This window comes from Streptomyces sp. NPDC058246 (assembly GCF_042881985.1).
Taxonomy (GTDB): Bacteria; Actinomycetota; Actinomycetes; order Streptomycetales; family Streptomycetaceae; genus Streptomyces.
Window position 1 is genome coordinate 418,300 of the sequence record NZ_JBHVWZ010000002.1, and the last position, 26,117, is coordinate 444,416.

At 71.8% G+C, this 26,117-nt stretch carries 22 protein-coding genes, 1 pseudogene and 1 riboswitch; of the genes and pseudogenes, 14 read left to right on the forward strand and 9 right to left on the reverse strand.

The genetic code is table 11. The features are described from left to right. Positions 1–36: 36 nt before the first annotated feature. From ACFVXA_RS04400 to ACFVXA_RS04410, 3 genes and pseudogenes are all read left to right on the forward strand, one after another. Positions 37–357 (forward strand): annotated as a pseudogene (locus tag ACFVXA_RS04400) (helix-turn-helix domain-containing protein); the annotation flags it as partial. A 784-nt stretch (positions 358–1,141) separates the two neighbouring features. Next, a complete protein-coding gene (locus tag ACFVXA_RS04405; RefSeq protein ID WP_390023773.1) occupies positions 1,142–2,359 on the forward strand; it encodes a DUF2690 domain-containing protein in 1,218 nt (405 codons plus the stop codon). A 473-nt stretch (positions 2,360–2,832) separates the two neighbouring features. Beyond that, entirely contained in the window at positions 2,833–3,822 is a 990-nt protein-coding gene (locus ACFVXA_RS04410; RefSeq protein ID WP_389755408.1) for a malate dehydrogenase, read from the forward strand. 119 nt (positions 3,823–3,941) lie between these two features. Here the strand turns inward: ACFVXA_RS04410 and ACFVXA_RS04415 are convergent, their stop codons facing one another. Beyond that, positions 3,942–4,841 (reverse strand): GNAT family N-acetyltransferase, encoded by a 900-nt coding sequence (locus ACFVXA_RS04415; RefSeq protein WP_390023775.1) that lies wholly within the window; start codon positions 4,839–4,841, stop codon positions 3,942–3,944. A 220-nt stretch (positions 4,842–5,061) separates the two neighbouring features. Between ACFVXA_RS04415 and ACFVXA_RS04420 the strand changes: the two genes are divergently transcribed. The 5 genes from ACFVXA_RS04420 (at position 5,062) to ACFVXA_RS04440 (ending at position 12,496) form a co-directional block, all read left to right on the forward strand. Continuing rightward, positions 5,062–6,573 carry an aldehyde dehydrogenase family protein gene (locus ACFVXA_RS04420; RefSeq protein WP_390023777.1) on the forward strand — a complete coding sequence of 504 codons (1,512 nt, stop codon included), beginning with the start codon at positions 5,062–5,064 and terminating at the stop codon, positions 6,571–6,573. A 224-nt stretch (positions 6,574–6,797) separates the two neighbouring features. Then, on the forward strand, positions 6,798–8,366 hold the full coding sequence (locus tag ACFVXA_RS04425; protein ID WP_383903889.1) for a GMC family oxidoreductase: 1,569 nt from the start codon (positions 6,798–6,800) through the stop codon (positions 8,364–8,366). 17 nt (positions 8,367–8,383) lie between these two features. Then, the gene (locus ACFVXA_RS04430) at positions 8,384–9,562 is read left to right on the forward strand and encodes a glycine betaine/L-proline ABC transporter ATP-binding protein (RefSeq protein ID WP_390023779.1); all 1,179 of its coding nucleotides are present in this window, start codon (positions 8,384–8,386) and stop codon (positions 9,560–9,562) included. Beyond that, on the forward strand, positions 9,562–11,520 hold the full coding sequence (locus ACFVXA_RS04435; RefSeq protein ID WP_390023781.1) for an ABC transporter permease: 1,959 nt from the start codon (positions 9,562–9,564) through the stop codon (positions 11,518–11,520). Before ACFVXA_RS04430 ends, ACFVXA_RS04435 begins: the two co-directional genes overlap by 1 nt. Before the next feature lies 1 nt (position 11,521). After that, positions 11,522–12,496, forward strand: a complete 975-nt coding sequence (locus ACFVXA_RS04440; RefSeq protein WP_362021763.1) for an ABC transporter substrate-binding protein — start codon at positions 11,522–11,524, stop codon at positions 12,494–12,496. Positions 12,497–12,577: 81 nt separating this feature from the next. On the opposite strand, the gene ACFVXA_RS04445 is transcribed toward ACFVXA_RS04440, so the two are convergent. Then, the gene (locus ACFVXA_RS04445; RefSeq protein WP_389937426.1) at positions 12,578–13,327 is read right to left on the reverse strand and encodes an isocitrate lyase/phosphoenolpyruvate mutase family protein; all 750 of its coding nucleotides are present in this window, start codon (positions 13,325–13,327) and stop codon (positions 12,578–12,580) included. Next, on the reverse strand, positions 13,324–13,833 hold the full coding sequence (locus ACFVXA_RS04450; RefSeq protein WP_383903884.1) for a carboxymuconolactone decarboxylase family protein: 510 nt from the start codon (positions 13,831–13,833) through the stop codon (positions 13,324–13,326). Before ACFVXA_RS04450 ends, ACFVXA_RS04445 begins: the two co-directional genes overlap by 4 nt. Before the next feature lie 46 nt (positions 13,834–13,879). Between ACFVXA_RS04450 and ACFVXA_RS04455 the strand changes: the two genes are divergently transcribed. Then, entirely contained in the window at positions 13,880–15,271 is a 1,392-nt protein-coding gene (locus ACFVXA_RS04455) for a PLP-dependent aminotransferase family protein (RefSeq protein WP_390023783.1), read from the forward strand. 269 nt (positions 15,272–15,540) lie between these two features. Here the strand turns inward: ACFVXA_RS04455 and ACFVXA_RS04460 are convergent, their stop codons facing one another. Then, a complete protein-coding gene (locus ACFVXA_RS04460; RefSeq protein ID WP_362022055.1) occupies positions 15,541–16,383 on the reverse strand; it encodes a hypothetical protein in 843 nt (280 codons plus the stop codon). A 140-nt stretch (positions 16,384–16,523) separates the two neighbouring features. On the opposite strand from ACFVXA_RS04460, the gene ACFVXA_RS04465 reads away from it, so the two are divergent. Continuing rightward, positions 16,524–16,874, forward strand: coding sequence for a hypothetical protein (locus ACFVXA_RS04465; RefSeq protein WP_362021753.1), 351 nt, complete (start codon positions 16,524–16,526; stop codon positions 16,872–16,874). Positions 16,875–16,904: 30 nt separating this feature from the next. Beyond that, positions 16,905–18,092: a glutathionylspermidine synthase family protein gene (locus ACFVXA_RS04470; protein WP_362021750.1), complete on the forward strand. Its 1,188-nt coding sequence runs from the start codon at positions 16,905–16,907 to the stop codon at positions 18,090–18,092. Positions 18,093–18,103: 11 nt separating this feature from the next. Here ACFVXA_RS04470 and rocD read toward each other — a convergent pair whose 3' ends face one another. After that, the gene (gene rocD / locus ACFVXA_RS04475) at positions 18,104–19,318 is read right to left on the reverse strand and encodes an ornithine--oxo-acid transaminase (protein ID WP_390023785.1); all 1,215 of its coding nucleotides are present in this window, start codon (positions 19,316–19,318) and stop codon (positions 18,104–18,106) included. Between the two features lie 210 nt (positions 19,319–19,528). Further along, positions 19,529–19,617: riboswitch (ZMP/ZTP riboswitch) on the forward strand. A gap of 34 nt (positions 19,618–19,651) precedes the next feature. Here rocD and ACFVXA_RS04480 point away from each other — a divergent pair. Continuing rightward, positions 19,652–21,100 (forward strand): glycine hydroxymethyltransferase, encoded by a 1,449-nt coding sequence (locus ACFVXA_RS04480; protein ID WP_362021745.1) that lies wholly within the window; start codon positions 19,652–19,654, stop codon positions 21,098–21,100. A 23-nt stretch (positions 21,101–21,123) separates the two neighbouring features. Here ACFVXA_RS04480 and ACFVXA_RS04485 read toward each other — a convergent pair whose 3' ends face one another. The 3 genes from ACFVXA_RS04485 to ACFVXA_RS04495 are packed head-to-tail and all read right to left on the reverse strand — an operon-like array spanning position 21,124 to position 23,305. Further along, entirely contained in the window at positions 21,124–21,825 is a 702-nt protein-coding gene (locus ACFVXA_RS04485; protein WP_390023787.1) for a hypothetical protein, read from the reverse strand. Between the two features lie 39 nt (positions 21,826–21,864). Continuing rightward, on the reverse strand, positions 21,865–22,743 hold the full coding sequence (locus tag ACFVXA_RS04490; protein WP_390023789.1) for a hypothetical protein: 879 nt from the start codon (positions 22,741–22,743) through the stop codon (positions 21,865–21,867). Continuing rightward, positions 22,736–23,305 carry an RNA polymerase sigma factor gene (locus ACFVXA_RS04495; protein WP_390023841.1) on the reverse strand — a complete coding sequence of 190 codons (570 nt, stop codon included), beginning with the start codon at positions 23,303–23,305 and terminating at the stop codon, positions 22,736–22,738. The genes ACFVXA_RS04490 and ACFVXA_RS04495 overlap by 8 nt, the downstream gene beginning before the upstream one ends. A gap of 145 nt (positions 23,306–23,450) precedes the next feature. On the opposite strand from ACFVXA_RS04495, the gene trpS reads away from it, so the two are divergent. Further along, positions 23,451–24,464 (forward strand): tryptophan--tRNA ligase, encoded by a 1,014-nt coding sequence (gene trpS / locus ACFVXA_RS04500; RefSeq protein ID WP_362021737.1) that lies wholly within the window; start codon positions 23,451–23,453, stop codon positions 24,462–24,464. Between the two features lie 263 nt (positions 24,465–24,727). Further along, the gene (locus ACFVXA_RS04505) at positions 24,728–25,312 is read left to right on the forward strand and encodes a 2'-5' RNA ligase family protein (RefSeq protein WP_362021734.1); all 585 of its coding nucleotides are present in this window, start codon (positions 24,728–24,730) and stop codon (positions 25,310–25,312) included. A 25-nt stretch (positions 25,313–25,337) separates the two neighbouring features. On the opposite strand, the gene ACFVXA_RS04510 is transcribed toward ACFVXA_RS04505, so the two are convergent. Continuing rightward, positions 25,338–26,093 carry a decaprenylphospho-beta-D-erythro-pentofuranosid-2-ulose 2-reductase gene (locus ACFVXA_RS04510; protein WP_362021731.1) on the reverse strand — a complete coding sequence of 252 codons (756 nt, stop codon included), beginning with the start codon at positions 26,091–26,093 and terminating at the stop codon, positions 25,338–25,340. Positions 26,094–26,117 lie beyond the last annotated feature (24 nt).

The window sequence follows — 26,117 nt, forward strand, 5'->3', positions numbered from 1 at the left end:
GCCGGTGTCGGTGCCGGCGCCAGTGCCTGGCAGCCGCTGCCGGAGCAACTTCCGCCCGAGGTACGCCACTTCGTCGAGCAGCTGCGAGGGCTCAAGGACCGTACCGGCCTCAGCCTGGTCGCCCTGGGCGCGCGCACCGCGTACAGCAAGTCCTCCTGGCAGCGCTACCTCAACGCGACCCAGCCGCCGCCCCGCCAGGCGGTCGTCGCGCTGTGCCGGGTCGCGGGTCTCGCGAGCGAGGAAGCCGAACGGTTCGGTGTGCGGTGGGAGCTGGCGGTGCGGGTGTGGCCGCGGGTGGGGGTGGCAGCCGCCCCGGAAGCGGCTGGCTTGCCGTCGGCCGCCCCGGAAGCGGCTGGCTCGGCGTCGACCGCCCCGGGGGTGGCTGGCCCGGCGTCGACCAGCTCGGCGGCTGTTGCGTCGGCGGGCGGCTCGCTTCTCGGCGCGCAGGAAGGCGCGGACGAGGGTGCGTGCGGCGGCGGGGGTGCGTGCGGCGGCGCGTCGGGCGAAGGTGCCTGCGGTGGCGCGCACGAGGGTGCGTGCGGCCGCGCGGGCGACGGCCCGTACGAGCACGACGGCCCGCACGAGCACGACGGCCCCTACGCGCACGACGGCCCGTACGAGGACGACCCCACGCTTCCGTGGTGGGACGCTCCGTCGCCCGACGCGCCGGCGCCCGCACCCGTCGCCGCGGGCCGGCTGCCCCTCTACGGCGCCCTGTTCCTGCTCGCTCTCCTCCTCGCCGTCCTCGTCGGCGCCGTCACCCTGGGGTGAAGTGACCGCTCCCGTGACGCGTGAGGTCACACGTGTGTTCTCGTTGTGTCGATGTCTTGACAAGTTCAGGGATTTGCCCTGATCCCTCACAACTGCCGGGTTAACGTGGGCAATCGGGACGGTCCGGGATGTCCCGTGCGAAGGCCAGGGGTTCGACCGGCCGTACATGACGCCGGTGGGACACTGGACCGCAGCCCAACGGGCGTGCAACGACGCGCGCTCCGGCCCGAATGCTCCCGTGCGCCCCCATCCCGGGAACTGAGATCCTGACCGAGCGCATCCCTGTGGGTAACCAGAACGGGGACTCGGCGGAGGGCGCCACGCGCGGGGGAACAGTCGTGCACGTACGGGGGGAAAGAGGGGGGAAGCAATGCCTCGTTGGAGGGCCTTGCCGGATGAACTCGATCCGCAGGTCAGGGAGTTCGCCAGTCAGCTGCGCCGGCTCGTCGACCGGAGCGGGCTGAGCATCGCCGCCGTGGCCGACCGCACGGGCTACAGCAAGACGTCCTGGGAGCGTTACCTCAACGGCCGGCTCCTCGCGCCGAAGGGCGCGATCGTCGCCCTGGCCGAGGTGACCGGGACCAGTCCCATCCATCTGACCACCATGTGGGAGCTTGCCGAGCGCGCCTGGAGCCGCTCGGAGATGCGCCACGACATGACCATGGAGGCGATCCGGATCTCCCAGGCGCGCGCCGCGCTCGGGGAGTTCGGGCCGACTCCGGCGAAGGGGAGCGACGGTCGGCAGACCGCCCGGAAGGGCGGCAGCGCGACCGCGGCACCGGGGATCGCGGGGCCCGCGGGCGTATCGCCGACGGTGCCGCCGTCGGTACCGTCCGTGCCGGTGCAGCCGTCCGGCCCGGACGCGGGGGAGTCGTCGCCGTACGGCGGTTCGTCGTACGGGGCTTCTTCGTCGTACGGAGGTGGCTCGCGCGGGGGTGCGGGCGCGGGGCGCGGCGGCAGTTGGGGAGTCGTCGCCTCGCCGTCCGACGGGGGCGGACAGTTCGGTCCCCCGGCGTCGGCCGGACCGGCCCGGTCGGCGGAAGGTACGCCGCAGGACGCCCGGCCCGGCGGGGGCGGGTCGGGGGACGGGGCGCGGCGTGGGCGGCGGCTCAGGATGTTCCTCGCGGGGATCGTCGGTGCGCTGGTCGTCATCGCGGTGGCCGTCTACCTCACCCAGGGCGGGGACAAGAAGAACGCGGGTGACACGCCCAAGAAGCCCGCGACGTCCGCCAGTACGAACCCCGATCTGCCGGCCGGGGTGAAGTGCAGCGGTGCGGACTGCACCGGCAAGGACCCGGAGAACATGGGCTGCGGTGGTCAGCTGGCCAGGACCACCACCAGCGTCACCGTCGGTACGACGCTCGTGGAGGTGCGCTACAGCAAGACCTGCGGCGCCGCCTGGGCCCGCATCACGCAGGCCGCGATCGGTGACCGGGTGGAGGTGTCCTCCTCGGGCACCGCGGCGAAGCAGACCGGGTCGGTCGACACGGACACGGACGCGTACACCCCGATGGTCGCGGTGAAGGACGCCGGTGACGCGACGGCCTGCGCGACGCTGAAGTCGGGCCAGAAGGGCTGCACGAAGTAGCGGTTCGCCCTCGGGCGGACGGTGGCGCGGGTGGGCGGGTTCCCTCTCCCCAGGATGGGCGGGTTCTCTCTCCCCGCGCCGCCCCTGTCCGCCCCCTGCCGCCAATTTCCGGGGCCTCCAAATTCCGGGGCCTCCAAAATTCGGGGTCCCCGAAATTCGGGGGATTGGCCGCCCCGCTCCTGGGCAGGCGCACGGTAACCCCCACGGGATCCGGTGTCTCCGGTACCCCCAAGGCGGTCGCCGTGCCTACTCTCCCGGGCCCGGCGGCCGCCTCCCTCCGAGGCTCTGTGGGGCGGGCCACACGGACCCGGACGTCCAGGGTCCTGGAGGCGCGATAGCCTGACGGGCGGATCTCTCTTGACGCCAAGAGATCGATCATCGGCCCCGGTGATCGATCATCACGGCGGACGCGGGAGACGATCCTGCACCCGGGGCAGCGACGCCCCACCGCCAGCTGTCATACGGAGAACGCCATGACCCGCACTCCCGTGAACGTCACCGTCACCGGCGCTGCCGGCCAGATCGGTTACGCCCTGCTCTTCCGCATCGCCTCCGGCCAGCTGCTCGGCGCGGACGTGCCGGTCAAGCTGCGCCTCCTGGAGATCACGCCGGCGCTGAAGGCCGCCGAGGGCACCGCGATGGAGCTCGACGACTGCGCCTTCCCGCTCCTTCAGGGCATCGACATCACGGACGACCCGAACGTCGCCTTCGACGGCACGAACGTCGGTCTGCTCGTCGGCGCCCGCCCCCGTACCAAGGGCATGGAGCGCGGCGACCTCCTGGAGGCCAACGGCGGCATCTTCAAGCCGCAGGGCAAGGCCATCAACGACCACGCCGCGGACGACGTCAAGATCCTGGTCGTCGGCAACCCGGCGAACACCAACGCGCTCATCGCGCAGGCCGCCGCCCCGGACGTACCGGCCGAGCGCTTCACCGCGATGACCCGTCTGGACCACAACCGCGCGCTCACGCAGCTCGCGAAGAAGACCGGCACGACGGTCGCGGACATCAAGCGCCTCACCATCTGGGGCAACCACTCCGCCACCCAGTACCCGGACATCTTCCACGCCACGGTCGCCGGCAAGAACGCCGCCGAGACCGTGAACGACGAGAAGTGGCTGGCCGAGGACTTCATCCCGACCGTCGCCAAGCGCGGCGCCGCGATCATCGAGGCCCGTGGCGCGTCCTCCGCCGCGTCCGCCGCCAACGCCGCCATCGACCACGTCCACACCTGGGTCAACGGCACGACGGACGGCGACTGGACCTCCATGGGCATCCCGTCCGACGGTTCGTACGGCGTCCCGGAGGGCCTGATCTCCTCGTTCCCGGTCACCACGAAGGACGGCGTCTACGAGATCGTCCAGGGCCTGGACATCAACGAGTTCTCCCGCGCCCGCATCGACGCGTCGGTGAAGGAGCTGGAGGAGGAGCGCGAGGCGGTCCGCGCCCTCGGCCTCATCTGAGCCGACTCGCTCGTCGCTTTTCCCCTGTGGGGCACCGCTCGTCGCGGTGCCCCACAGGGCTTTCACGGGCGGTGGCCGTCCGGCCGTCCGCTCCCAAGTGCCCTCGTACGCGGGGTGGCTCAGGCACTTCGACGGACGAGCCGCTTCTCGAACCAATGGGCCGCGTACACGTTGTCGTCGTACCGCGGGATCTCGGTGTACCCGCACGCCCGGTACATGGCCTGGGCCTCCGTGAGCACGGCGTGCGTGTCGAGGCGTACGACCTCGCAGCCGCGCTCGATGGCCCGGTCTTCCAGGCCGTCGAGGATCCGTCGCGCGAGGCCGAGGCGCCGGGCCGCGGGGTGCACCCACACATGGCGGATCTCGCCCACCCCGGGTTCGAGCCGGCGCAGCGCCCCGCAGCCCACCGGCCGTCCTTCCTCGTACGCCACCAGGAAGGCGCCCGCGTCCCCCGACACCTCTTCGGGTCGTACGAGGGAGGCGGGGTCGAAGCCCTCCGGGAACCGTTCGTCGATGTCGGCGGCGTACGCGGCGAGGCAGTCCCGGGCGTCGCGGGAGGCGCCGTCGACGCGTTCGACGGTGATCGCGGCCAGCCGCAGCAGCCGTTCGGCCACGGCGACGGCGACGGTGAGCTCCTCGCGCTGCCGTGCGTCGAGGCCGCTCAGCAGTCCCTCGGCGAGCGCGTTGGACCGCCGGTCCTGCTCCTTGACCTCGACCACGCCCGCCGGTGTGAGCTCCGCGATCCGCAGGCGGTTGTCGGCGGGGTGCACCCTCACCCGGACCAGCCCCTGCGCCTCCAGCGCCCGGATCATCCGGCTCAAGTACCCGGCGTCCAGACCGAGCCGGCTCCTCAGATCGCGCAGCGAGGCGCCGTCCTCGCCGATCTCGAACAGCAGCCGTGCCTCGCCGAGGGGCCGGTCCTGACCCAGGTAGTGGTCGTCGAGGACTCCGATGCGCCGGGTGAAGTAGCGGTTGAACCGGCGCAGTGCCTTCACGTGATGCGCTGACCCTTGCTCCATATTTCTTTGACTTTAGTCAAAGGAAAGGGAGGCGTCTACTCACCCTCAGCGCACGGGGCGCCCCATACCTCAGTATTTGGGGCGATTTTTCAGTGACGCGGCGCACTTCTGGTCACCGGTTGTGCATGCATCCCGGGTTGAGGGGCAGGTGCTCCCGGCCTCCGAGGGTGACACGTGTGTGACTCAGGGGCACGGAACAGAACGGAAGGCAACACCGATCATGGCCGGACAGCAGGCACAGCAGACCATCCACGTGGGAGGCGAGTGGCGTGACGCCGTCTCCCGCGCCACCCGCGAGATCCTCGACCCCGCGGATGGCAAGCCGTTCGCCGTGGTCGCGGAGGGTGACACGAAGGACACGGACGCCGCGATCGCGGCCGCCCGGCGCGCCTTCGACGACGGCCCGTGGCCCCGCACCCCCACCGCCGACCGCGCCGCCCTCCTGCGCCGCGTCGCCGATCTCCTGGTGCGCGACCGTGAAGAGCTCGGGCTGCTGGAGAGCCGAGACGCGGGCAAGACCCTCGAAGAGGGGCGCGTCGACATCGACTGCGTCGCCGACGCCTTCCGGTACTTCGCCGACCTCGTGGTCGGGGAGGGCGGCGGACGGGTCGTCGACGCGGGCTCGGACGAGATCCACAGCGTCGTCGTGCACGAGCCGGTGGGCGTCTGCGCGATGATCACGCCCTGGAACTACCCGCTCCTCCAGGCCAGTTGGAAGATCGCGCCCGCGCTCGCCGCCGGGAACACCTTCGTCGTCAAGCCGAGCGAGATCACCCCGCTGACGACCATCGCGCTGGTCCGGCTACTGGCCGAGGCCGGGCTGCCCGCCGGAGTCGCCAACATCGTCACCGGCCCCGGGCACACGGTGGGCGCCCGCCTCGCCGAGCACCCCGACGTCGACCTCGTCTCCTTCACCGGCGGCCTGATCAGCGGTACGAAGGTCGCGCAGGCGGCCGCCGTGACCGTCAAGAAGGTCGCCCTGGAACTGGGCGGCAAGAACCCGAACGTCGTCTTCGCCGACGCCTGCGCGACGGAGGAGGGCTTCGACACCGCCGTCGACCAGGCCCTCAACGCAGCCTTCATCCACAGCGGCCAGGTCTGCTCGGCGGGCGGCCGCCTCATCGTCGAGGAGTCCGTGCGGGAGCGCTTCGTCGCCGAACTCGCGCGCAGGGCCGGGAGGATCCGGCTCGGGCGCGGCACCGAGGAGGGTGTGGAGTGCGGGCCGCTCGTCTCCGAGCAGCAGCGCGCGAAGACCGAGGCGTACGTCGCCTCCGCGCTGGCCGAGGGCGCGGTGCTGCGGACCGGCGGCAAGCGCCCCGAGGCGTCCGACGTCCGGCCCGCCACCGGGTACTTCTACGAGCCGACCGTCCTCGACCAGTGCCACCGCGAGATGACGGTGGTCCGCGAGGAGGTCTTCGGGCCGGTCCTCACCGTCGAGACCTTCCGGACCGAGGACGAGGCCGTCGCGCTCGCCAACGACACCGAGTACGGGCTCGCCGGCGCCGTCTGGACCGCCGACGCGGGCCGCGCCCGCCGCGTCGCCGGACGACTGCGGCACGGCACCGTCTGGATCAACGACTTTCACCCCTACCTCCCGCAGGCGGAATGGGGCGGCTTCGGGAAGAGCGGCGTCGGGCGCGAGCTCGGCCCGGCCGGTCTCGCCGAGTACCGCGAGACCAAGCACGTGTACCAGAACCTCGCGCCGAAGCCGGTCCGCTGGTTCGGCGGCTGAGACCGGGTCGGGCCGGCCCACCGCCTGATCCCGAGCCAGGCGCGCGCCCGGCCGCCGGCTGATCCCGAGCCAGGCGCCCGCTGGCCCGCCGGCTGATCCCGAGCCGCCGAAACCGGCAACCCGCCGCCCGTCGGTCCGTCGGGCCGTCGGCTGAAGCCCTTCGTCGGCGAAGCCTTCGCCGGCAGAGTCCCCCGTCCCCCCAAGTTCCCCGTCCCCCCATCACTATGCGCAGTACCTTGCACGCCGCAGAGGAGCACCACTTCATGTCCCAGCACGAGAACACGTACGACTACGTCGTCATCGGCGGCGGCACGGCGGGCTCCGTGATCGCATCCCGCCTCACCGAGAACCCGGACGTCACCGTCGCCGTCATCGAGGGCGGCCCCAGTGACGTGGACCGCGAGGACGTCCTCACCCTGCGCCGCTGGATGGGGCTGCTCGGCGGGGAACTCGACTACGACTACCCGACCACCGAGCAGCCGCGCGGCAACTCCTACATCCGGCACAGCCGCGCCCGGGTGCTCGGCGGCTGTTCCTCGCACAACACGCTGATCGCGTTCAAGCCGCTGCCGTCCGACTGGGACGAGTGGGAGGCGGCGGGCGCCACGGGTTGGGGTGCGGTGCCGATGGAGGCGTACTTCGCGCGACTGCTCAACAACATCGTCCCGGTCGACGAGAAGGACCGGAACGCGATCGCCCGCGACTTCGTCGACGCCGCGCAGACGGCGCTCGGTGTGCCGCGCGTCGAGGGCTTCAACCAGAAGCCGTTCACCGACGGCGTCGGCTTCTTCGACCTGGCGTACCACCCGGAGAACAACAAGCGGTCGAGTGCCTCGGTGGCGTATCTGCATCCGGTGATGGACCACCGGCCCAACCTGACACTGCTGCTGGAGACCTGGGCGCACAGGCTGGAGCTGGACGGGACGCGCGCGACGGGCGTGCACGTCCGCACCAAGGACGGCGAGGAGATCCTCGTACGGGCCCGCAACGAGGTCCTGCTGTGCGCGGGCGCCGTGGACTCGCCGCGCCTGCTGCTGCACTCCGGCATCGGACCGCGCGCCGATCTGGAGGCGCTCGGCATCCCCGTCGCGCACGACCTGCCCGGCGTGGGCGAGAACCTGCTCGACCACCCCGAGTCCGTCATCGTCTGGGAAACGAACGGCCCCATCCCGGAGAACTCCGCGATGGACTCCGACGCGGGCCTGTTCGTGCGCCGCGACCCCGAGCACCAGGGGCCCGACCTGATGTTCCACTTCTACCAGATCCCCTTCACGGACAACCCGGAGCGGCTGGGCTACGAGCGCCCGGCGCACGGCGTCTCGATGACCCCGAACATCCCCAAGCCACACAGCCGTGGCCGCCTGTACCTGACGAGCTCCGACCCCTCCGTCAAGCCCGCCCTGGACTTCCGGTACTTCACGGACGAGGACGACTACGACGGCCGTACCCTCGTCGACGGCATCAAGATCGCCCGCGAGATCGCCAAGGCCGAGCCGCTCGCCGGCTGGCTCAAGCGCGAGGTGTGCCCCGGTCCCGCCGTCACCGACGACGAGGAGCTCAGCGCGTACGCACGACAGGTCGCGCACACCGTGTACCACCCGGCGGGCACCTGCCGTATGGGCGCGCCATCGGACGAACTCGCGGTCGTCGACCCGGACTTGCGCATCCGCGGCCTCGACGGCATCCGGATCGCCGACGCGTCCGTCTTCCCGACGATGCCCGCCGTGAACCCGATGATCGGGGTGCTCATGGTCGGGGAGAAGTGCGCCGAGCTGATCGGTGGTGCCGCGTGATGCGTACGACAACCACCATGAACGGTAAGGCCGCTGAGCCCGTCTTCTCCGTGCACAACCTGTGGAAGGTCTTCGGGCCGAAGGCCGAGCGGGTCCCCGCCGACCCCGAGCTCGCCGCGCTCGGCCCCGCCGAGCTGCGCTCCCGCACCGGCTGCACGGCCGCCGTCCAGGACGTCAGCTTCGACGTGCACAAGGGCGAGGTCTTCGTCGTGATGGGCCTGTCCGGCTCGGGCAAGTCCACGCTCGTCCGCTGCCTGACCCGGCTGATCGAGCCGACGTCGGGCGGTCTGTCCATCGACGGCGAGGACGTCATCGCCATGGACAAGAACCGGCTGCGCGAACTGCGCCGCCACCGCGCCGCGATGGTCTTCCAGCACTTCGGCCTGCTGCCGCACCGCACGGTCCTCGACAACGTCGCGTACGGCCTGGAGATCCAGGGCGTCGGCCGCGCCGAGCGCCGCGAGCGGGCCGCGGAGGTCGTCGCCAAGGTCGGCCTGGAAGGCATGGAACAGCGCAGGCCGGGCCAGCTGTCCGGCGGCCAGCAGCAGCGGGTCGGGCTCGCCCGCGCGCTCGCGGTCGACCCCGAAGTCCTCCTCTTCGACGAACCGTTCAGCGCCCTCGACCCGCTGATCCGGCGCGACATGCAGGAGGAGGTCATCCGCCTGCACCGCGACGAGGGCCGCACGATGGTCTTCATCACCCACGACCTCAACGAGGCCCTGCGCCTCGGCGACCGCATCGCCCTCATGCGCGACGGCCGGATCGTCCAGCTCGGCACCCCCGAGGAGATCGTCGGCTCGCCCGCCGACGACTACGTACGCGAGTTCGTCCGCGACATCCCGCGCGAGCAGGTGATGACGGTGCGCACGGCCATGCGCGCCGCGTCCGCGGAGGAGGCGGGCCGGGGCCCGGCGGTGACACCGGAGGCGACGGTCTCGGAGGCCATCGAGGCCGTCGCGCGCACCGGCTCCCCGGCCCGGGTCATGGACGAGGGCCGCTGCGTCGGGGTCGTCGACTCCGGCGCGCTGCTGGAAGTGGTCGCTGGTACAGCCGGGTCAGCTGCGGGCCATCGTGCCGCCGGGGCGGCGTCGGTCCCGAGGCAGGGCGGCGCAGGCACAGCGCCGGCCCGCGACACCCGGCCCCCGGCCGGCCCCGACGCGGGTTCCCCTGCCGCCTCCGGCGAGGAGGTGGCCTGATGGCTACAGCTACCGCACCCCTGGGCCATAACGGGTTGGCGGACCGGGCCAGAACCCTGCTCCGCCACCGAGCCGCCGGCAAGCTGGCCCTACTCGCCCTGGTGGCGGCCGTCATCGTGCCCGTCCTCAACGCCCGCTGGGCGAGCGGAACCTGGCCCCACGCCCTCACGGTCGACCTCACCGACCCGCTCGGCAAGGTCAGCACCTGGATCATCGACAACAGGGACAGCCACCCCCTGTTCCTGTACTTCTTCGGCTACATCAGCAACGCCGTGGTCCTCTCCGTACGCGCCGTCTACCTCGTCCTGCTCGCGGCGGGCTGGGCCGGCGTGACAGCCGTGGCGGCCCTCGTCGCCTGGCGAGCGGCGGGCGTACGGCTGGCGCTCGGCACCGCCGTCGGGTTCCTCACCTGCGGCCTGCTCGGCATGTGGATCCCCACCATGCAGACGCTGGCGCTCATGGTGGTCGCCGTGCTCGCGTCCGTCGTACTGGGCGCGCTGCTCGGCCTCGCCGCGGGCCTGTCCGACCGCACGTTCCGCGCGCTGCGGCCCGTGCTGGACACCATGCAGGTGCTCCCGGCGTTCGCGTACCTCCTCCCCGTCGTCCTGGTCTTCGGCATCGGCGTCCCCGCGGCCGTACTCGCCACCGTCGTCTACGCCGCCCCGCCCATGGCCCGCCTCACCGCGCTCGGCCTGCGCGGCGCGGACACCGGCGTGATGGAGGCCGTCGCCTCGCTCGGCGCCACGGCCCGGCAGCGGCTGCTCACCGCCCGCCTCCCGCTGGCCCGCAAGGAACTCCTCCTCGGCCTCAACCAGACGATCATGATGGCGCTGTCCATGGCCGTCATCGCCTCCGTGATCGGCGCGGGCGGCCTCGGTGACCGCGTCTACCAGGCTCTGGCCTCCGTCGACGTGGGCGCCGCGCTCGCCGCCGGCATCCCCATCGTGCTGCTCGCCGTCGTCCTGGACCGGGTGACCGGCGCGGCGGGGGAGCGGCTCGGGGACGACTCCCCGGGCAACCCGATGGCCTGGGCGTACGCCCTCGCCGCGGCGGTCGTCGTCGCGGTCGCCGGACGCCTCGCGGGGCGGCTCGACTGGCCCGACACCTGGACCGTGCACATCGCCGAGCCGGTGAACCAGGCCGTCGACTGGATGACGAACCACCTCTACTCCGGCGTCCCGTACATCGGGGGCACCGCCGACTGGGCGGGCCACTTCACGACCTGGATCCTGGACCCGCTCCGCGACGGCCTCCAGTGGCTGCCCTGGTGGTCCGTGCTGCTGATCGTCGCGGCCCTCGCCTGGCTGATCGGCACCTGGCGCACCGCGCTCACCGCCGTCCTCGCCATGGCCGCGATCGGCGTGCTGGGCGTGTGGAAGCCGTCCCTCGACACCCTGTCGCAGGTGCTCGCCGCGGTCGCGGTCACCCTCGTGCTCGGCTTCGCGATCGGTATCGCGGCGGCGCGCAGCGCCCGGGTCGAGCGGCTGCTGAGGCCGGTCCTCGACGTGTTCCAGACCATGCCGCAGTTCGTGTATCTGATCCCGGTGGTGGCGCTGTTCGGCGTGGGCCGCGCGCCCGCCGTGGCCGCCGCCGTCGTGTACGCCCTGCCCGCCGTCGTCCGCATCACCACCCAGGGCCTGCGCGCCGTCGACCCCGCCGCACTGGAGGCGGCGCGCTCGCTCGGCGCGACCAGCGGGCAGCAACTGCGCCAGGTCCAGCTGCCGTTGGCCCGCCCGGCACTGCTCCTCGCCGTCAACCAGGGCGTGGTGCTCGTGCTCGCCGTCGTCATCATCGGCGGTCTCGTCGGCGGCGGCGCGCTCGGCTACGACGTCGTCTTCGGCCTCGCCCAGGGCGACCTGGCGACCGGCCTGGTCGGCGGCGCGGCGATCGTCTGCCTCGGCCTGATGCTCGACCGGGTGACCCAGCCCACCGAACGCCGCGCGAAGAAGGGAGCGTGACATGCGACTGCGTACGACAACTGTTTCCGTGTCTGTCTCTGTGGTGGCCGGCGCCTCGGCCCTGTTGCTGCTGACCGGCTGCGGCGCCGCCGACATGACCAAGCAGGCCTCGCCCTTCGCGAACGCCCGGGGCGCCAAGACCGTGACCCTGTCCGTGCAGTCCTGGGTCGGCGCGCAGGCCAACGAGTCCGTTGCCCAGTACCTCCTGGAGCACGAGCTCGGCTACCGCGTCGACACCGTCCAGGTCGACGAGGTGCCCGCCTGGGACGCGCTCAGCCAGGGGCGCGTCGACGCGATCCTGGAGGACTGGGGCCACCCGGACCAGGAGAAGCGCTACGTCGAGGACAAGAAGACGATCGTCGGCGGCGGCGACCTCGGGGTGACCGGGCACATCGGCTGGTACGTCCCCACGTACTTCGCGAAGCAGCACCCCGACGTGACCGACTGGAAGAACCTCGACAAATACGCCGACCAGCTCCGCACGGCCGAGAGCGGCGGCAAGGGCCAACTCCTCGACGGCTCCCCGTCGTACGTCACCAACGACAAGGCCCTGGTCGACAACCTGAAGCTGAACTACCAGGTGGTGTTCTCCGGTTCGGAGGCGGCGCAGATCACCCAGATCAAACAGTTCGCCAAGGAGAAGAAGCCATTCCTCACCTACTGGTACTCCCCGCAGTGGCTCTTCAAGAAGGTCCCCATGACCGAGGTGAAGCTCCCGGCCTACAAGGACGGCTGCGACACCGACCCCAAGAAGGTCGCCTGCGCCTACCCGCACACCCCCCTCCAGAAGTACCTCAACGCGGACTTCGCCAAGACGGGCGGCAAGGCGGCCGCCTTCCTGAAGAACTTCAAGTGGACCACCGAGGACCAGAACGAAGTGTCGTTGATGATCGCCAACGACAAACTGTCCCCCCAGGAAGCGGCGAAGAAGTGGGTCGAGTCCCATGAGTCGACATGGAGGCAATGGCTCCGGTAGCTGTCCTCGCCGGCCTGGCAGGCCGGCCAGGCCTCCAGCCCCCCATGCCGGGCGCCCCGCAAAGGGGCGCCCGGCGCAGCCCTACCTCAAGTTGACGGCAAGCTCCCGCAAGGCTTCGGCGGAGCGCCGTTGCAACCCCGGACCGAAGGTGACCCGCGTCGCCCCGAGCTCCCCCAGCTCGGCGACCGAGGGCCCACCGAGCTGGGCGAACACATTCACCGGCCCCTCGATCCCCGCCCGCAACAGCGGAAGCACATCGAGCGGCGCTCCGATCGGATACACGCAGTCGGCCCCCGCGGCCACATACAGAGCGGCCCGCTCAATGGCCCGCTCGGCATCCGAATCGCCGTACGCGAAGACGTCCACGCGGGCGTTGACGAACAGCTGATCACCGGCGGCGGCACACACCTCGGCGAGCCAGTCGGCGTGCTGGGCCGCATCCTTGAGGACACCCCCGGCGGAGTCCTCGAGATTGCAGCCGACCGCACCCGCTTCCAGCAGCCGCTCCGTCAGCTCCTTGGGCGCCAGCCCGTACCCGGCCTCGACATCCGCGGACACGGGCACGTCGACGGCCCGTACGATCCGCGCGACCGCCGCGAACATCTCCTCGGCCGGCGTGGCCCCGTCCTCGTACCCGAGCGAGGCCGCGACCCCGGCGCTGGGCGTGGCGAGCGCCGGGAACCCGGCGTCCACGAACACGCGCGCGCTCGCGGCGTCCCAGGGCCCGGGCAGCACCAGCGGATCGCCCGGGAGACGGCCCTGATGCAGTGCGCGGAAGACCTCCACCTCGCTCCGCGCCGTGCGCCGCGGCTCGCTCTCGACCGGGGTCACTTGTACTGTCCCGCCCGGTAGTGCCCCGGCACCAGTCGGCACGTCACGCCGAACCGGTTCCACGCGTTGATCACCGTGATCGCGGCGATCAACTGAGCCAGCTCGGCCTCCTCGAAGTGCTTGGCGGCCTGCTCGTACACCTCGTCCGGCACGAAACCGTCCGTGAGGACGGTCACCGCCTCGGTCAGCTCGATCGCCGCGAGCTCCTTCCGCGTGTAGAAGTGCTTCGACTCCTCCCATGCGCTGAGCTGCACGATCCGCTCGACGCTCTCGCCCGCGGCGAGCGCGTCCTTGGTGTGCATGTCGAGGCAGAAGGCGCAGTGGTTGAGCTGCGAGGCGCGGATCTTGACCAGTTCGAGCAGTACGGGGTCCACGCCCTGCCGGGCCGCCGCGTCGAGCTTGACCATCGCCTTGTAGACGTCGGGGGCGAGCTTGGCCCACTCCAGACGGGGGCTGTGCTCGGGTGCGTACGTGACGCCTTCGCTTGCGCTGTCGTTCGTCGTCATGTCTGGACCCTACGAGTGGAGTAGCCCAGGGGTATGGTCCATTTCCATGGCGGAATCATGGGCCACTTTGGGGGTCGACCTTCACCTGGAGCCGACCGGACCCCGCGTCCGCAAAGGGCTGACGGACGCGCTCCGCGAGGCGGTCCGCGGCGGCCGGCTCGCCCCCGGAACCCGCCTCCCCTCGTCCCGCTCGCTCGCCGCCGACCTGGGCATCGCCCGCAACACGGTCGCCGACGCGTACGCCGACCTCGTCGCCGAGGGCTGGCTCACCGCCCGCCAGGGTTCGGGCACGCGGGTGGCCGAGCGGACGGTCGTACGGCCGTCTCCGGAGGCGGCGCCGCGCCGACGCGAGCAGGGCCGGCCCACGTACGACCTCGTCCCCGGCAGCCCGGACCTCGCCTCCTTCCCGCGCGCCGAGTGGCTCAAGGCCGCCCGCCGCGCACTGACCGCCGCGCCGTACGACGCTCTCGGCTACGGCGATCCGCGCGGCCGCCCCGAACTGCGCACCGCCCTCGCGGGCTACCTCTCCCGCGCCCGGGGCGTACGCGCCGATCCGGACCGCATCGTGATCTGCTCGGGCTTCTCGGACGGCCTGACGCTGCTCGGCGCGGTGCTGCGGGCCCGCGGCCTGCGCTCGCTCGCGGTGGAGTCGTACGGGCTGGACGTCCACTGGAACCTCCTGCACCGCTCGGGGCTGCGGACGATCCCCGTCCCGTTCGACGAACTCGGCACGCGGCCGGGCGACTTGACGGGCGTAGGGGCGGTTCTGCTGACGCCCGCGCACCAGTTCCCCATGGGGGTGCCGCTGCATCCGGACCGCCGGGCCGCCGTCGTGGACTGGGCGCGTCGCACCGGCGGGCTGATCCTGGAGGACGACTACGACGGCGAGTTCCGTTACGACCGTCAGCCGGTCGGCGCGTTGCAGGGCCTCGACCCCGACCGTGTGGTGTACCTCGGGACCGCCAGCAAGTCGCTCGCCCCCGCGCTGCGGCTGGGCTGGATGGTGCTGCCACCTTCACTCGCGGCTGAGGTCGTGTCGCTGAAGGGGGAAGGGGGCTGGTCCACCGGAGCCCTGGACCAGCTGGCCCTGGCGGAGTTCCTCACCTCCGGCGCGTACGACCGTCACGTGCGCGCCGCCCGGCTCCGCTACCGGCGCCGCCGGGACGCCCTCGTGGCGGCGCTCGCCGGTCGCGCGCCGGCGGTCCACGCCACCGGTATCGCCGCCGGACTGCATGCCGTTGTCCAACTCCCGCGGGGCGCCGAGCAGTCGGTGGTCCGGGCCGCCGCCTGGCAGGGCCTGGCGGTCCACGGGCTGTCCCGTTTCCGGCATCCCGACGCGACGCCCGGCCCGCGGGACGCCCTGGTGGTCGGGTACGGCACTCCGCCGGACCACGCGTGGTCGGGAGCACTGGACGCGTTGTGCCGCGCGCTTCCGTGACGCGCGGCGATTTCTCTCGCCCCTCCGACCCTCCGCCCCCTCCGACCCTCCCCCCCTACCCGTCCCGCATCCGGGGGCTGCCGCGCCCGGGCCCCCGCTTCGGCCTGTACGGCCTCGTCCTCAGGCGCCGGACGGGCGGAAGCGAGCCGGACTCCTCCATCCGGGGGCTGCCGCCTCCAGGCCCTCGCTTCGGCCTGGACGGTCCCGTCCGCGAACGCCGGACCGGCTGAAACGAGCCGGACTCCTCAGGCCTCAGGCATCCTCAGGCCTCAGGCATCCTCACCCGGCGCCTCCCCGAACCGCGCCAGCGCCAGTGCCCCCACCACAGCAACCGCGAACCCGAGCACCGCCAGCCACTCAAGGCCCGGCCGCGTACGGTCCCCGAGCCACACCACCCCCACCAGCGCGGGCCCGATGGTCTCCCCGATGACCAGCCCGGCGGTGGCCGTCGTCACCGACCCCCGCTGCAAGGCCGAGGTGAGCAGGAGAAACGCCGCCCCGCCGCCCAGCAGCAGCGCATACGTCGCCGGATTGCTCAGCAGCGCCCCCGGCGCGATGTCGTCGATGAGCCGCACCGCCACCTCGACCACCCCGAACCCGAACCCGGCCCCCAGCCCCAGCGCGAGCGGCCGCACCCGCTCGGGCAACCGCCCTCCCACGAGGCCCAGCAGCAGCACCGCGACCGCCGTCGCCAGCATCGCGTACTTCAACACCGTCGACCCCGACTGGTGTCCCTCCGTCCCGGAGGCCAGCCCCAGCATCGCGAGCCCGGCGCAGACGACCCCCACCGCGCCCCACTCGACCCGGCTCAGCCGCACCTTCAGCAGCCGCGCGGCGACCACCGCCGTCACCGCGAGGCTCGCGGCGAGCGCCGCCCCGACCGCGTAGATCGGGATGGACCGCAGCGCCGCGATCTGCAGCAGAAACCCGACGCCGTCGAGCGCGAGCCCCGCCAGATACCGCCACTGCCGCAGCGCCCGGAGCAGCAGCGCCGCGCCGCTGCCCGGACCGCTGTCCCCGCCCGGCCCGTCGTCGGCCGCGGCGCGCGCGGCCATCGCCTGCAACACCGTCGCCGTACCGAAGCAGACCGACGCGCCAAGGGCGCACATCATTCCAAAGAGCACGAAGTGACTGTAGGGGACGGTGAATCGCGGGGGGCCACCGCACACCTGCCGAGCGTGATCTCTAATCTGATCGCCGAGCTATCAGAACAAAGCGAAGACGAACCGAACAGGACAACGGGGGAACGAACATGGCAGACACCCGACGGCAACTGCGCTCGGGAACGGTCGTCCTCGGCGGCATGGGGCTCCTCGCGGCGGCGCTCACCGCCTGCTCATCGGCCCCCGACAAGCGTTGCGTCGACCGCGACAGCTACAACCTCGCCAAGGGCTACAGGGCCGTCGCCGACAAGAACTGCAAGTCCACCAAGGCCTCGGTCAACGGCGCCTGGTACTACGGCGGCAAGAAGAAGAGCGGCTGGGTCGACGGCGGCTCCTTCACCAAGCCCAGCAAGGGGTCCGGAAGTTCGAGCGGCGGCAGCCATGGCGGCGGCGTCGACCGCGGCGGCTTCGGCAGCCACAAGGGCAGCTCCGGCGGCTGATCGACCGGGACACGATCGGAGCCGTACGCCATGGAACGCCGCACCACCGCCCCCCGCCCCGACTGGCAGCGGACCGTCGAGGAACAGGGCCTCGTCTACCCGCTCACCCGCTACCCCGACGACTCCCTGCGCCCCTACTGGGACGAGAGCGCGTACTACGTCTTCTCGCTGCCCGAGGTCGAAGCGCTGGAGGAGGTCGTCGAGGAGCTGCACCGCATGTGCCTGGCGGCGGCCGGCCACATCGTCACCGCGCGGCGCTTCGCCGACCTCGGCATCACCGACCCGCGCGTCGCCGAACTCATCGCCGAGGCCTGGCACCGTCGCTCCGAACTCCCCTCCGTCTACGGCCGTTTCGACCTCCGCTACGACGGCACGGGCCCCGCCAAGCTCCTGGAGTACAACGCCGACACCCCGACCTCCCTCGTCGAGGCCGCCAGCCCCCAGTGGTTCTGGATGGAGGACCGCTTCCCCGGCGCCGACCAGTGGAACTCCCTCCACGAGCGACTGGTCGCCGCCTGGAAGAAACAGTCCGCCCTCCTGCCGCCCGGCACCCCCCTCTACTTCGCGCACTCCGCCGCCGACGAACTCGGCGAGGACCTGATGACGGTCGCCTATCTGAAGGAGACCGCCGAACAGGCCGGCCTGGACACCGACTGGATCTCCATGGAGGAGATCGGCTGGGACCCGCTCTCCGGCCGCTTCGTCGACAACCAACTCCGCTTCATCCGCAGCTGCTTCAAGCTCTACCCCTGGGAGTGGCTCACCACCGACCGCTTCGCCGGCCACGTCCTGGACACCCTCGACAACGGCGGCGGCACGGGCAGCACCCTGTGGATCGAGCCCGTCTGGAAGATGCTTCTCTCCAACAAGGCCCTCCTCGCCATCCTCTGGGAGCTCTACCCGGACCACCCGAACCTCCTCCCCGCCTACCTCGACGGCCCCCGCGAACTGGCCCGCACCACGGGCTACGTCGCCAAGCCCCTCCTCGGCCGCGAGGGCGCCGGGGTGACGGTCCACGAACCGGGCGCCGCCCCCGTCGTACGCGCCGACGAGCCCTGCTGCTACCAGGAGCTGGCGCCCCTGCCCGCCTTCGACGGCAACCGGGTCGTCCTCGGCGCCTGGGTCGTCGAGGACGAGTCGGCGGGCCTCGGCATCCGCGAGTCCGCCGGCCTGATCACCGACGAGTACGCCCGCTTCCTGCCGCACGTGATCCTCTGACGCGAGGCTCCCTACGCCCCCAGTACGGCGCGGAGCTGGGCGAGCCCCCAGTCCAGGTCCTCCTTGCTGATGACCAGGGGCGGGGCGATCCGGACCGTGACACCGTGGGTGTCCTTGACGAGGACACCGCGGTCCATCAGCTTCTCCGAGATCTCCCGCCCCGTGCCGTACTCGGGGGCGATGTCGACACCCGCCCACAGCCCGCGCCCGCGCACCTGTGTCACATGGCCCGTGCTCGTCAACAGACCGAGCTCATGGTGCAGATGCTCGCCGAGCTCGGCGGCCCGCCGCTGGAACTCACCCGACCGCAGCATCGCGATCACCTCCAGCGCCACCGCACAGGCCAGCGGATTCCCGCCGAACGTCGACCCGTGCTGCCCGGGCCGGAACACCCCGAGCACCTCGCCGCTCGACACCACCGCCGAGACGGGTACCACCCCACCGCCGAGCGCCTTGCCCAGCACATACATGTCGGGCACCACCCCCTCGTGCTCGCACGCGAAGGTCCTGCCCGTCCGCCCCAGCCCCGACTGGATCTCGTCCGCGATGAACAGCACGTTCCGCTCCCGCGTCACTTCCCGCACGCCCTGGAGATAACCGGGCGGCGGCACCAGCACCCCCGCCTCGCCCTGAATCGGCTCCAACAGCACGGCGACGGTCTCCTCGCCGACCGCCTCCCGCAACGCCGCCAGATCCCCGTACGGCACGATGTCGAAGCCCGGCGTGAACGGCCCGAAGTCCTCCCGCGCCTCCGCGTCCGTGGAGAAGCTGATGATCGTCGTCGTACGGCCGTGGAAGTTGTCGCCCGCCACGACGATCCGCGCGCTCCCGTCCGGGACGCCCTTGACCCGGTACCCCCACTTGCGGGCCGTCTTCACCGCGGTCTCCACCGCCTCCGCGCCCGTGTTCATCGGCAGCACCATCTCCATGCCGCAGAGCGCCGCCAGCTCCCGGCAGAAGTCCGCGAAACGGTCGTGATGGAACGCCCTCGACGTCAGTGTCACCCGCTCCAGCTGCGCCTTCGCCGCCGCGATCAGCCGCCGGTTGCCATGTCCGAAATTCAGCGCCGAGTATCCGGCCAGCAGGTCGAGGAAGCGGCGCCCCTCGACATCCGTCATCCACGCCCCGTCCGCCGTCGCCACGACGACCGGCAGCGGGTGGTAGTTGTGCGCGCTGTGCGCGTCGGCCGAGGCGATGAACGCCTCCGTCGTCTCCGTAGCGGTCACGGGATCTCCGTTTCTTGCGGCACGTTCCCGCGGCACGGGGAGTGGGGCGGGCGGGTGAGTACGGGCACGGGGGAGTGGGGCGGGCGGGTGAGTACGGGCGGCCGGACACGGACGGCCGGTCATGGACGGCCGGACTCATGGCTCATTTCCTATCGTCGCTCGCATGGTGGACGGGGGAACCCGGTGATCCGGCGCGCCCGGTAGGCTGACGGGCGGGGCCGTGACTGGCGCGCTGGGATGGGACCGACCATCGGGGAGCGGCTCCGGACGAATGTGTGCCGTGCGCCTGGGCCGAACCGTGAACGCTGAACGCCACGCCGTCCGGAGGCCGACATGCCAGAGCAGCCCCTCTCCACCGAGTCCACCGCCTTCCGCAGCGCCCTGGAAGTGATTCGGGCCGTCGAGCCCCGCGTCGCCGACGCCATCGGCCAGGAAGTCGCCGACCAGCGCGACATGCTCAAACTGATCGCCTCCGAGAACTACGCTTCCCCGGCCACCTTGCTGGCCATGGGCAACTGGTTCAGCGACAAGTACGCCGAGGGCACCATCGGCCGCCGCTTCTACGCCGGCTGTCGCAACGTCGACACCGTCGAAGCCCTCGCCGCCGAGCACGCCCGCGAACTCTTCGGCGCCGAGCACGCCTACGCCCAGCCGCACTCCGGCATCGACGCCAACCTCGTCGCCTTCTGGGCCGTCCTCGCCGCCCGCGTCGAGGCCCCCGCCCTGGAGCGGGCCGGCGTCCGCAACGTCAACGACCTCTCCGAGGCCGACTGGGCCGAGCTCCGCCAGGCCTTCGGCAACCAGCGCATGCTCGGCATGTCCCTGGACGCCGGCGGTCACCTCACCCACGGCTTCCGCCCGAACATCTCCGGCAAGATGTTCGACCAGCGTTCCTACGGCACCGACCGTGCCACCGGCCTCATCGACTACGAGGCACTGCGCACCTCCGCCCGTGAGTTCAAGCCCCTGATCATCGTCGCCGGCTACTCGGCGTATCCGCGGCTCGTGAACTTCCGGATCATGCGCGAGATCGCCGACGAGGTCGGCGCCACGCTCATGGTCGACATGGCGCACTTCGCCGGTCTCGTCGCGGGCAAGGTCCTCACCGGCGACTTCGACCCGGTCCCGCACGCCCCCATCGTCACCACCACCACCCACAAGTCGCTCCGCGGCCCGCGCGGCGGCATGGTGCTGTGCGACGAGACCCTCGCAGAGCAGGTCGACCGCGGCTGCCCGATGGTCCTCGGCGGCCCCCTTCCGCATGTCATGGCCGCCAAGGCCGTCGCGCTCGCCGAGGCCCGCCGCCCCGAGTTCCGCGACTACGCCCAGGCCGTCGTCGACAACTCCCGCGCCCTCGCCGAGGGCCTGATGCGCCGCGGCGCCACGCTGGTCACCGGCGGCACCGACAACCACCTCAACCTGATCGACGTCGCCTCCTCCTACGGCCTCACCGGCCGCCAGGCCGAGTCCGCGCTCCTCGACTCGGGCATCGTCACCAACCGCAACGCCATCCCCGCCGACCCCAACGGCGCCTGGTACACCTCCGGAATCCGCATCGGCACGCCCGCGCTGACCACCCGTGGTCTGGGCACGACCGAGATGGACGAGATCGCCGGTCTGATCGACCGCGTCCTCACCGCCGCCGAGCCCGGCACCACCGCCAAGGGCAGCCCGTCCAAGGCCCAGCACGTCCTGGACCCGAAGATCTCCGACGAGATCTCGCACCGGGCCACCGACCTGCTCACCGGCTTCCCGCTCTACCCGGAGATCGACCTCGGCTGACGCGCCCGGCGCCCCACCCGGGGCTACAAGTCGATCAGCTCCTGTCGTGGTTCCCGCGGTGGTCCGGCATCCTCACGCCGGGCCGCCGCGCGGCGTATCAGCAGGGTGCCGCCCACACCGAGGATCAGGCCCGCCGCCAGCCCTGCCATCGCCCATCTCGGGTGCTCCGCCGCTGCGGGTTCCGTGACACTCGCCGGAGCGCTCACCGGCCCGAACAGGCCCGACTGCTCCTCCAACTGGTCGAACACCGAGCGCGGCGCCCGATGCCAGCGGATGTCGTCGTCCGCCACGTCGGGTGAGGGATCCGACCGCACCCAGGGCGTGCCGTCCGCCGCGACGAACACCTGGTCCGCACGCTCGATGGCGACATCCCCGCCGGGCGCTCTGCTGGTCTGCGGCCAGCCCCCGACCCCGCTCAGGCCCCAGATCACGGTGGCCCGCACCGGCGGGTAGTGCCCCGCCGCCCACGCCTCGGGCACCCGCTCCGTCCCCGTGTATCTGGGCGCCAGCAACCGCCAGAGCCGGACGAAGTCCTCCTCCCCTACGTGCAGTACGGTCGTCCGCCCCGTGTCACCGGCGATGACCAGGGCCAGATCCGGGGTGTCGGCCTTCGCGTACGCAGTCGTGCCCCCCGAGGCGTGCGCTCGCGGTGCGGCGAGCGCGGTCAGCGCCATGGAGACCAGCACCAGGAGCCACAACCTCGCTCGTCCGACCTGGAACCTCATCCGTCCCCCCTCATCCGTCCCCCCCTCATCGGTCCCCCATCAGTGGTTCAGCGACTTCGCCATCTCCACGGCCCGTGCCTTCGACGCCACCCCCTCGAGCCGGAGGGTGGTGTCACCGCCCTGCATCCACAGCAGCGTGGGCCCCGCGGTCCGCTCGGAGCGGGTGAAGCGGTCGCCCTCCGCGTCGATCAGCCAGAAGCTCAGCAGATGTGGCTTCGCGAACCACAGCGCCTGAGGGGCGTAGTCCTCGGCTCCGCCCAGCGGCACCCACTCCGGTGGCTCCCGCACGGTCTTGGTGAAGCCCATGTCCAGCCCCGCCGGATACTCGTCCAGCCGGACCGTGCCTCCATGATCGCGCCAGCACAGGCTCATCAGGAGCCGCCCCTTCGGCTCGCGCGTCACCGTCACCGCGTCCGGCACCCCGAGCGCGTCGGGCACAAGGGGCGCGAACCCGGCCCGCCGCCCCGCCTCCGCCAATGTCATCGACGGCCCGCAGCCGGGCACGCGGGCCCCGGGCGAGGGCACCGCCGACGGGTCGTACCGCACCTCGACCCCGCCGAAGCCGAACCACTCGACGACCGCGGCACGCACCGGAGGCGTGAGCACGAGCACCGTCAGCAGACCGCACAGACCCGCGCCCAGCGCGCGCCGACGCGCCCGCGCCCAGCGGCGCACCGCCCTCAGCCGCTCGCGGGGCCCCGGCGGCTCGGCCACCGGGACCGGGATCCTCTCGGCGAGTATCCGCTCCAGCACCCGCTCGACCATCGACTCGCTGCCGGCCGCCCCCGGCCCGTCCAGCGACCGCCCCAGCGCCCGCAGCTCCTCCGGCAGCCGCGCGCCACCCGCACGGGCACCCCGGCCGCCGTCACCGGTCGGCTCCGGGTCCACCGCACCCCCCTCCTCGTACCGCTCACTCATGATCATCACCCCCTTTCCGAGGATCTCCGGGTCCCAAGCCCGGCAGCAGTCGGCCCAGCTTGCGCAGGGCGCGGTTGAGGCGGGACTTCACCGTGCCGCGTGGCCAGCCCAGGGCCTGGGCCGTCTCCGGTTCGTCCATCTCCAGGAGGTAGCGGTACGTGACGACGAGGCGGTGCTCCTCGCTCAGCTGCTCCAGGGCGGCCAGCAACGCAGCACGGCGCTCCGTCTCCAGCGCCGCGACCGCCGGGTCCGCCGATTCCGGTATCAGCGGCTCCGCCTCCGCGAACGCCGCCTCGCGGCCGGCCAGCGTCCGCCGGCGCACCGCCGTCCGCACTGTGTTCCGCGTCTCATTGGCGACGATCGAGAGCAGCCACGGCTTGAACGCCGCGTCGTCCCTGTAGCGCCCCAGCGAGCAGTACGCCTTGATGAAGGCCTGCTGCACCACGTCCTCCGCGTCCGCCCCCGCCCCGAGCGCCCTGGCCGCCCTGATCGCGATGCCCGTATGGGCACGGACCAGCTCCGCGTACGCCTCCGGCTCTCCGGCGCGTACGCGTGCGATCACCGCGGCCTCGTCGACGACGATGCGGCCCCCCTCCCGCGTCCTCACACTCTTGCTACACCGCCCGAGGCCGATCGGTTCCCACCCGTGTCCCCTCAGTTTCCGACCAGTTCCGGACCGGGCGCCCACACCTGAGAGAATGGTGAGCATGGCTTCAGACCGTCCCCGTGTGCTCTCCGGAATCCAGCCCACCGCAGGCTCGTTCCACCTCGGCAACTACCTTGGCGCCGTCCGCCAGTGGGTGGCCCTGCAGGAGTCCCACGACGCGTTCTACATGGTCGTCGACCTGCACGCGATCACCATTCCGCAGGACCCCGCGGACCTGCGCGCCAACACCCGGCTCGCCACCGCGCAGCTGCTCGCCGCGGGTCTCGACCCGGACCGCTGCACCCTCTTCGTGCAGAGCCACGTCCCCGAGCACGCCCAGCTCGCCTGGATCATGAACTGCCTCACCGGCTTCGGCGAGGCGAGCCGCATGACCCAGTTCAAGGACAAGTCCGCCAGGCAGGGCGCCGAGCGCGCCTCGGTCGGCCTCTTCACGTACCCGATCCTCCAGGTCGCGGACATCCTGCTCTACCAGGCCAACGAGGTCCCGGTCGGCGAGGACCAGCGCCAGCACATCGAGCTCACCCGCGACCTCGCCGAGCGTTTCAACGGCCGTTTCGGCGAGACCTTCACGGTCCCGAAGCCGTACATCCTCAAGGAGACGGCGAAGATCTTCGATCTCCAGGAACCGTCGATCAAGATGAGCAAGTCGGCGTCGACTCCGAAGGGCCTCATCAACCTGCTCGACGAGCCGAAGGCCACCGCCAAGAAGGTCAAGAGCGCGGTCACCGACACGGACACCGTCATCAGGTATGACGCGGAGCAGAAACCGGGTATCAGCAATCTGCTGACCATCTACTCGACCCTCACCGGAACCGGTATCGCGGAACTGGAGCAGCAGTACGCCGGTAAGGGCTACGGTGCGCTCAAGACGGACCTCGCCGAGGTCATGGTCGACTTCGTGACGCCGTTCCGGGAACGCACCCAGCAGTATCTGGACGACCCGGAGACGCTCGACTCGATCCTGGCCAAGGGTGCCGAGAAGGCGCGTGCCGTCGCCGCGGAGACGCTCTCCCAGGCGTACGACAAGGTCGGCTTCCTGCCCGCCAAGCACTGACGAACGAGACCGCCGCCGCCGTACGGCAGCCGACACCGCTGTCGCACGACAGCGGCACGGCGGCCCCTACCACAGCCTGTTCGGCAGTCCGTACGAGACGAGCGCGACACTCGTACGGCCGCCGAAGGCGGGCCACACCGCCGTACAGTCGATAGCCGAACCCGCCGAGCAGCCACCCCTGCCCGCGCGGAAGGCACCGGCCCTTAGAACCTTCGAGAACTTCGAGACCTCCGAGAACTTCGAGAACAACGACAGGAGACGACGTGGGGACCGTAACGATCGGCGTGTCGATCGCGGTCCCGGAGCCTCACGGCAGCCTGCTCCAGGAGCGGCGCGCGGGCTTCGGCGACCCCGCGGCTTCCGGCATCCCCACGCATGTCACCCTGCTGCCGCCGACGGAGGTCGACGACTCGGCGCTGCCCGCGATCGAGGCGCATCTCGTCGAGGTCGCGGGGGCCGGGCGCCCCTTCCCGATGCGGTTGTCAGGGACGGGCACCTTCCGCCCCCTGTCGCCCGTCGTGTACGTACGGGTCGTCGAGGGCGCCGAGGCCTGCACCTGGCTGCAGAAGCAGGTCCGGGATGCCTCCGGGCCCGTCGCGCGCGGGCTGCAGTTCCCGTACCACCCGCACGTCACCGTGGCGCACGGGATCGACGACGCGGCGATGGACCGGGCCTTCGAGGAACTGTCCGGGTACGAGGCCGACTGGCCCTGCACCGGATTCGCGCTCTACGAGCAGGGCGCGGACGGCGTCTGGCGCAAGCTCCGCGAGTTCACCTTCGGCGGCACGGTGGTGCCCCCGCAGGCCTGCGCGCCCGAGCGGGACGCCACACTGCCGGCGCGCCAGTAGCCCCGTCACGTTTTCCGGCGGTACGTCAGATCGGCAGCCGCCGGAACACCGGTCGCGGTACGTGCCGCAGCGCCGACATCACCAGCCGCAGTGTCCCCGGTACCCACACCGTCTCCGAGCGGCGTCGCAGCCCCGCCTCGACGGCCGTGGCGACCGCCTCCGGGGTGGTCGCCAGTGGTGTCTGCGGCAGGCCCGCCGTCATCCTCGTACGGACGAACCCGGGGCGTACGACCATCACATGCACGCCCGTGCCGTGCAGCGCGTCGCCCAGACCCTGCGCGAAGGCGTCCAGGCCCGCCTTGCTGGAGCCGTAGATGAAGTTGGAGCGGCGGGCGCGCTCGCCGGCCACCGAGGAGAGCACCACCAGGGAGCCGTGTCCCTGGGACTGGAGTGCCCGCGCGCACACCAGGCCGGCGGACACCGCGCCCGTGTAGTTGGTCTGGGCGACCCGCACCGCCGCGACGGGCTCCCGCTCGTCGCGCGCCTGGTCGCCGAGGACTCCGAACGCGAGCAGCACCATGTCGATGTCGCCCTCCGAGAAGACCTTGCCGAGCACGGCCTCGTGGGACTCGGGGTCGAGGGCGTCGAAGGCGACGGTGCGGGCGTCCGCGCCCATCGTGCGGAGCTGTTCGGCGGCCTGCTCCAGAGCGGGCGACGGCCGTCCGGCGAGCCACACCGTGCGGGTGCGCCGGACGATCAGGCGGCGCGCGGTGGCCAGCGCGATCTCGGACGTGCCGCCGAGGATCAGCAGGGACTGGGGGATGCCGAAGGCGTCCTTCATGACAGCTCCTAGAGACTGGGGACG

Coding starts and splice junctions, on each gene's coding strand:
- ACFVXA_RS04405 (WP_390023773.1), top strand. CDS start 1,142: ATGCCTCGTTGGAGGGCCTTGCCGGATGAACTCGATCCGCAGGTCAGG.
- ACFVXA_RS04410 (WP_389755408.1), top strand. CDS start 2,833: ATGACCCGCACTCCCGTGAACGTCACCGTCACCGGCGCTGCCGGCCAG.
- ACFVXA_RS04415 (WP_390023775.1), bottom strand. CDS start 4,841: ATGGAGCAAGGGTCAGCGCATCACGTGAAGGCACTGCGCCGGTTCAAC.
- ACFVXA_RS04420 (WP_390023777.1), top strand. CDS start 5,062: ATGGCCGGACAGCAGGCACAGCAGACCATCCACGTGGGAGGCGAGTGG.
- ACFVXA_RS04425 (WP_383903889.1), top strand. CDS start 6,798: ATGCGCAGTACCTTGCACGCCGCAGAGGAGCACCACTTCATGTCCCAG.
- ACFVXA_RS04430 (WP_390023779.1), top strand. CDS start 8,384: ATGAACGGTAAGGCCGCTGAGCCCGTCTTCTCCGTGCACAACCTGTGG.
- ACFVXA_RS04435 (WP_390023781.1), top strand. CDS start 9,562: ATGGCTACAGCTACCGCACCCCTGGGCCATAACGGGTTGGCGGACCGG.
- ACFVXA_RS04440 (WP_362021763.1), top strand. CDS start 11,522: ATGCGACTGCGTACGACAACTGTTTCCGTGTCTGTCTCTGTGGTGGCC.
- ACFVXA_RS04450 (WP_383903884.1), bottom strand. CDS start 13,833: ATGACGACGAACGACAGCGCAAGCGAAGGCGTCACGTACGCACCCGAG.
- ACFVXA_RS04455 (WP_390023783.1), top strand. CDS start 13,880: ATGGCGGAATCATGGGCCACTTTGGGGGTCGACCTTCACCTGGAGCCG.
- ACFVXA_RS04460 (WP_362022055.1), bottom strand. CDS start 16,383: ATGATGTGCGCCCTTGGCGCGTCGGTCTGCTTCGGTACGGCGACGGTG.
- ACFVXA_RS04465 (WP_362021753.1), top strand. CDS start 16,524: ATGGCAGACACCCGACGGCAACTGCGCTCGGGAACGGTCGTCCTCGGC.
- ACFVXA_RS04470 (WP_362021750.1), top strand. CDS start 16,905: ATGGAACGCCGCACCACCGCCCCCCGCCCCGACTGGCAGCGGACCGTC.
- ACFVXA_RS04480 (WP_362021745.1), top strand. CDS start 19,652: ATGCCAGAGCAGCCCCTCTCCACCGAGTCCACCGCCTTCCGCAGCGCC.
- ACFVXA_RS04485 (WP_390023787.1), bottom strand. CDS start 21,825: ATGAGGTTCCAGGTCGGACGAGCGAGGTTGTGGCTCCTGGTGCTGGTC.
- ACFVXA_RS04490 (WP_390023789.1), bottom strand. CDS start 22,743: ATGAGTGAGCGGTACGAGGAGGGGGGTGCGGTGGACCCGGAGCCGACC.
- trpS (WP_362021737.1), top strand. CDS start 23,451: ATGGCTTCAGACCGTCCCCGTGTGCTCTCCGGAATCCAGCCCACCGCA.
- ACFVXA_RS04510 (WP_362021731.1), bottom strand. CDS start 26,093: ATGAAGGACGCCTTCGGCATCCCCCAGTCCCTGCTGATCCTCGGCGGC.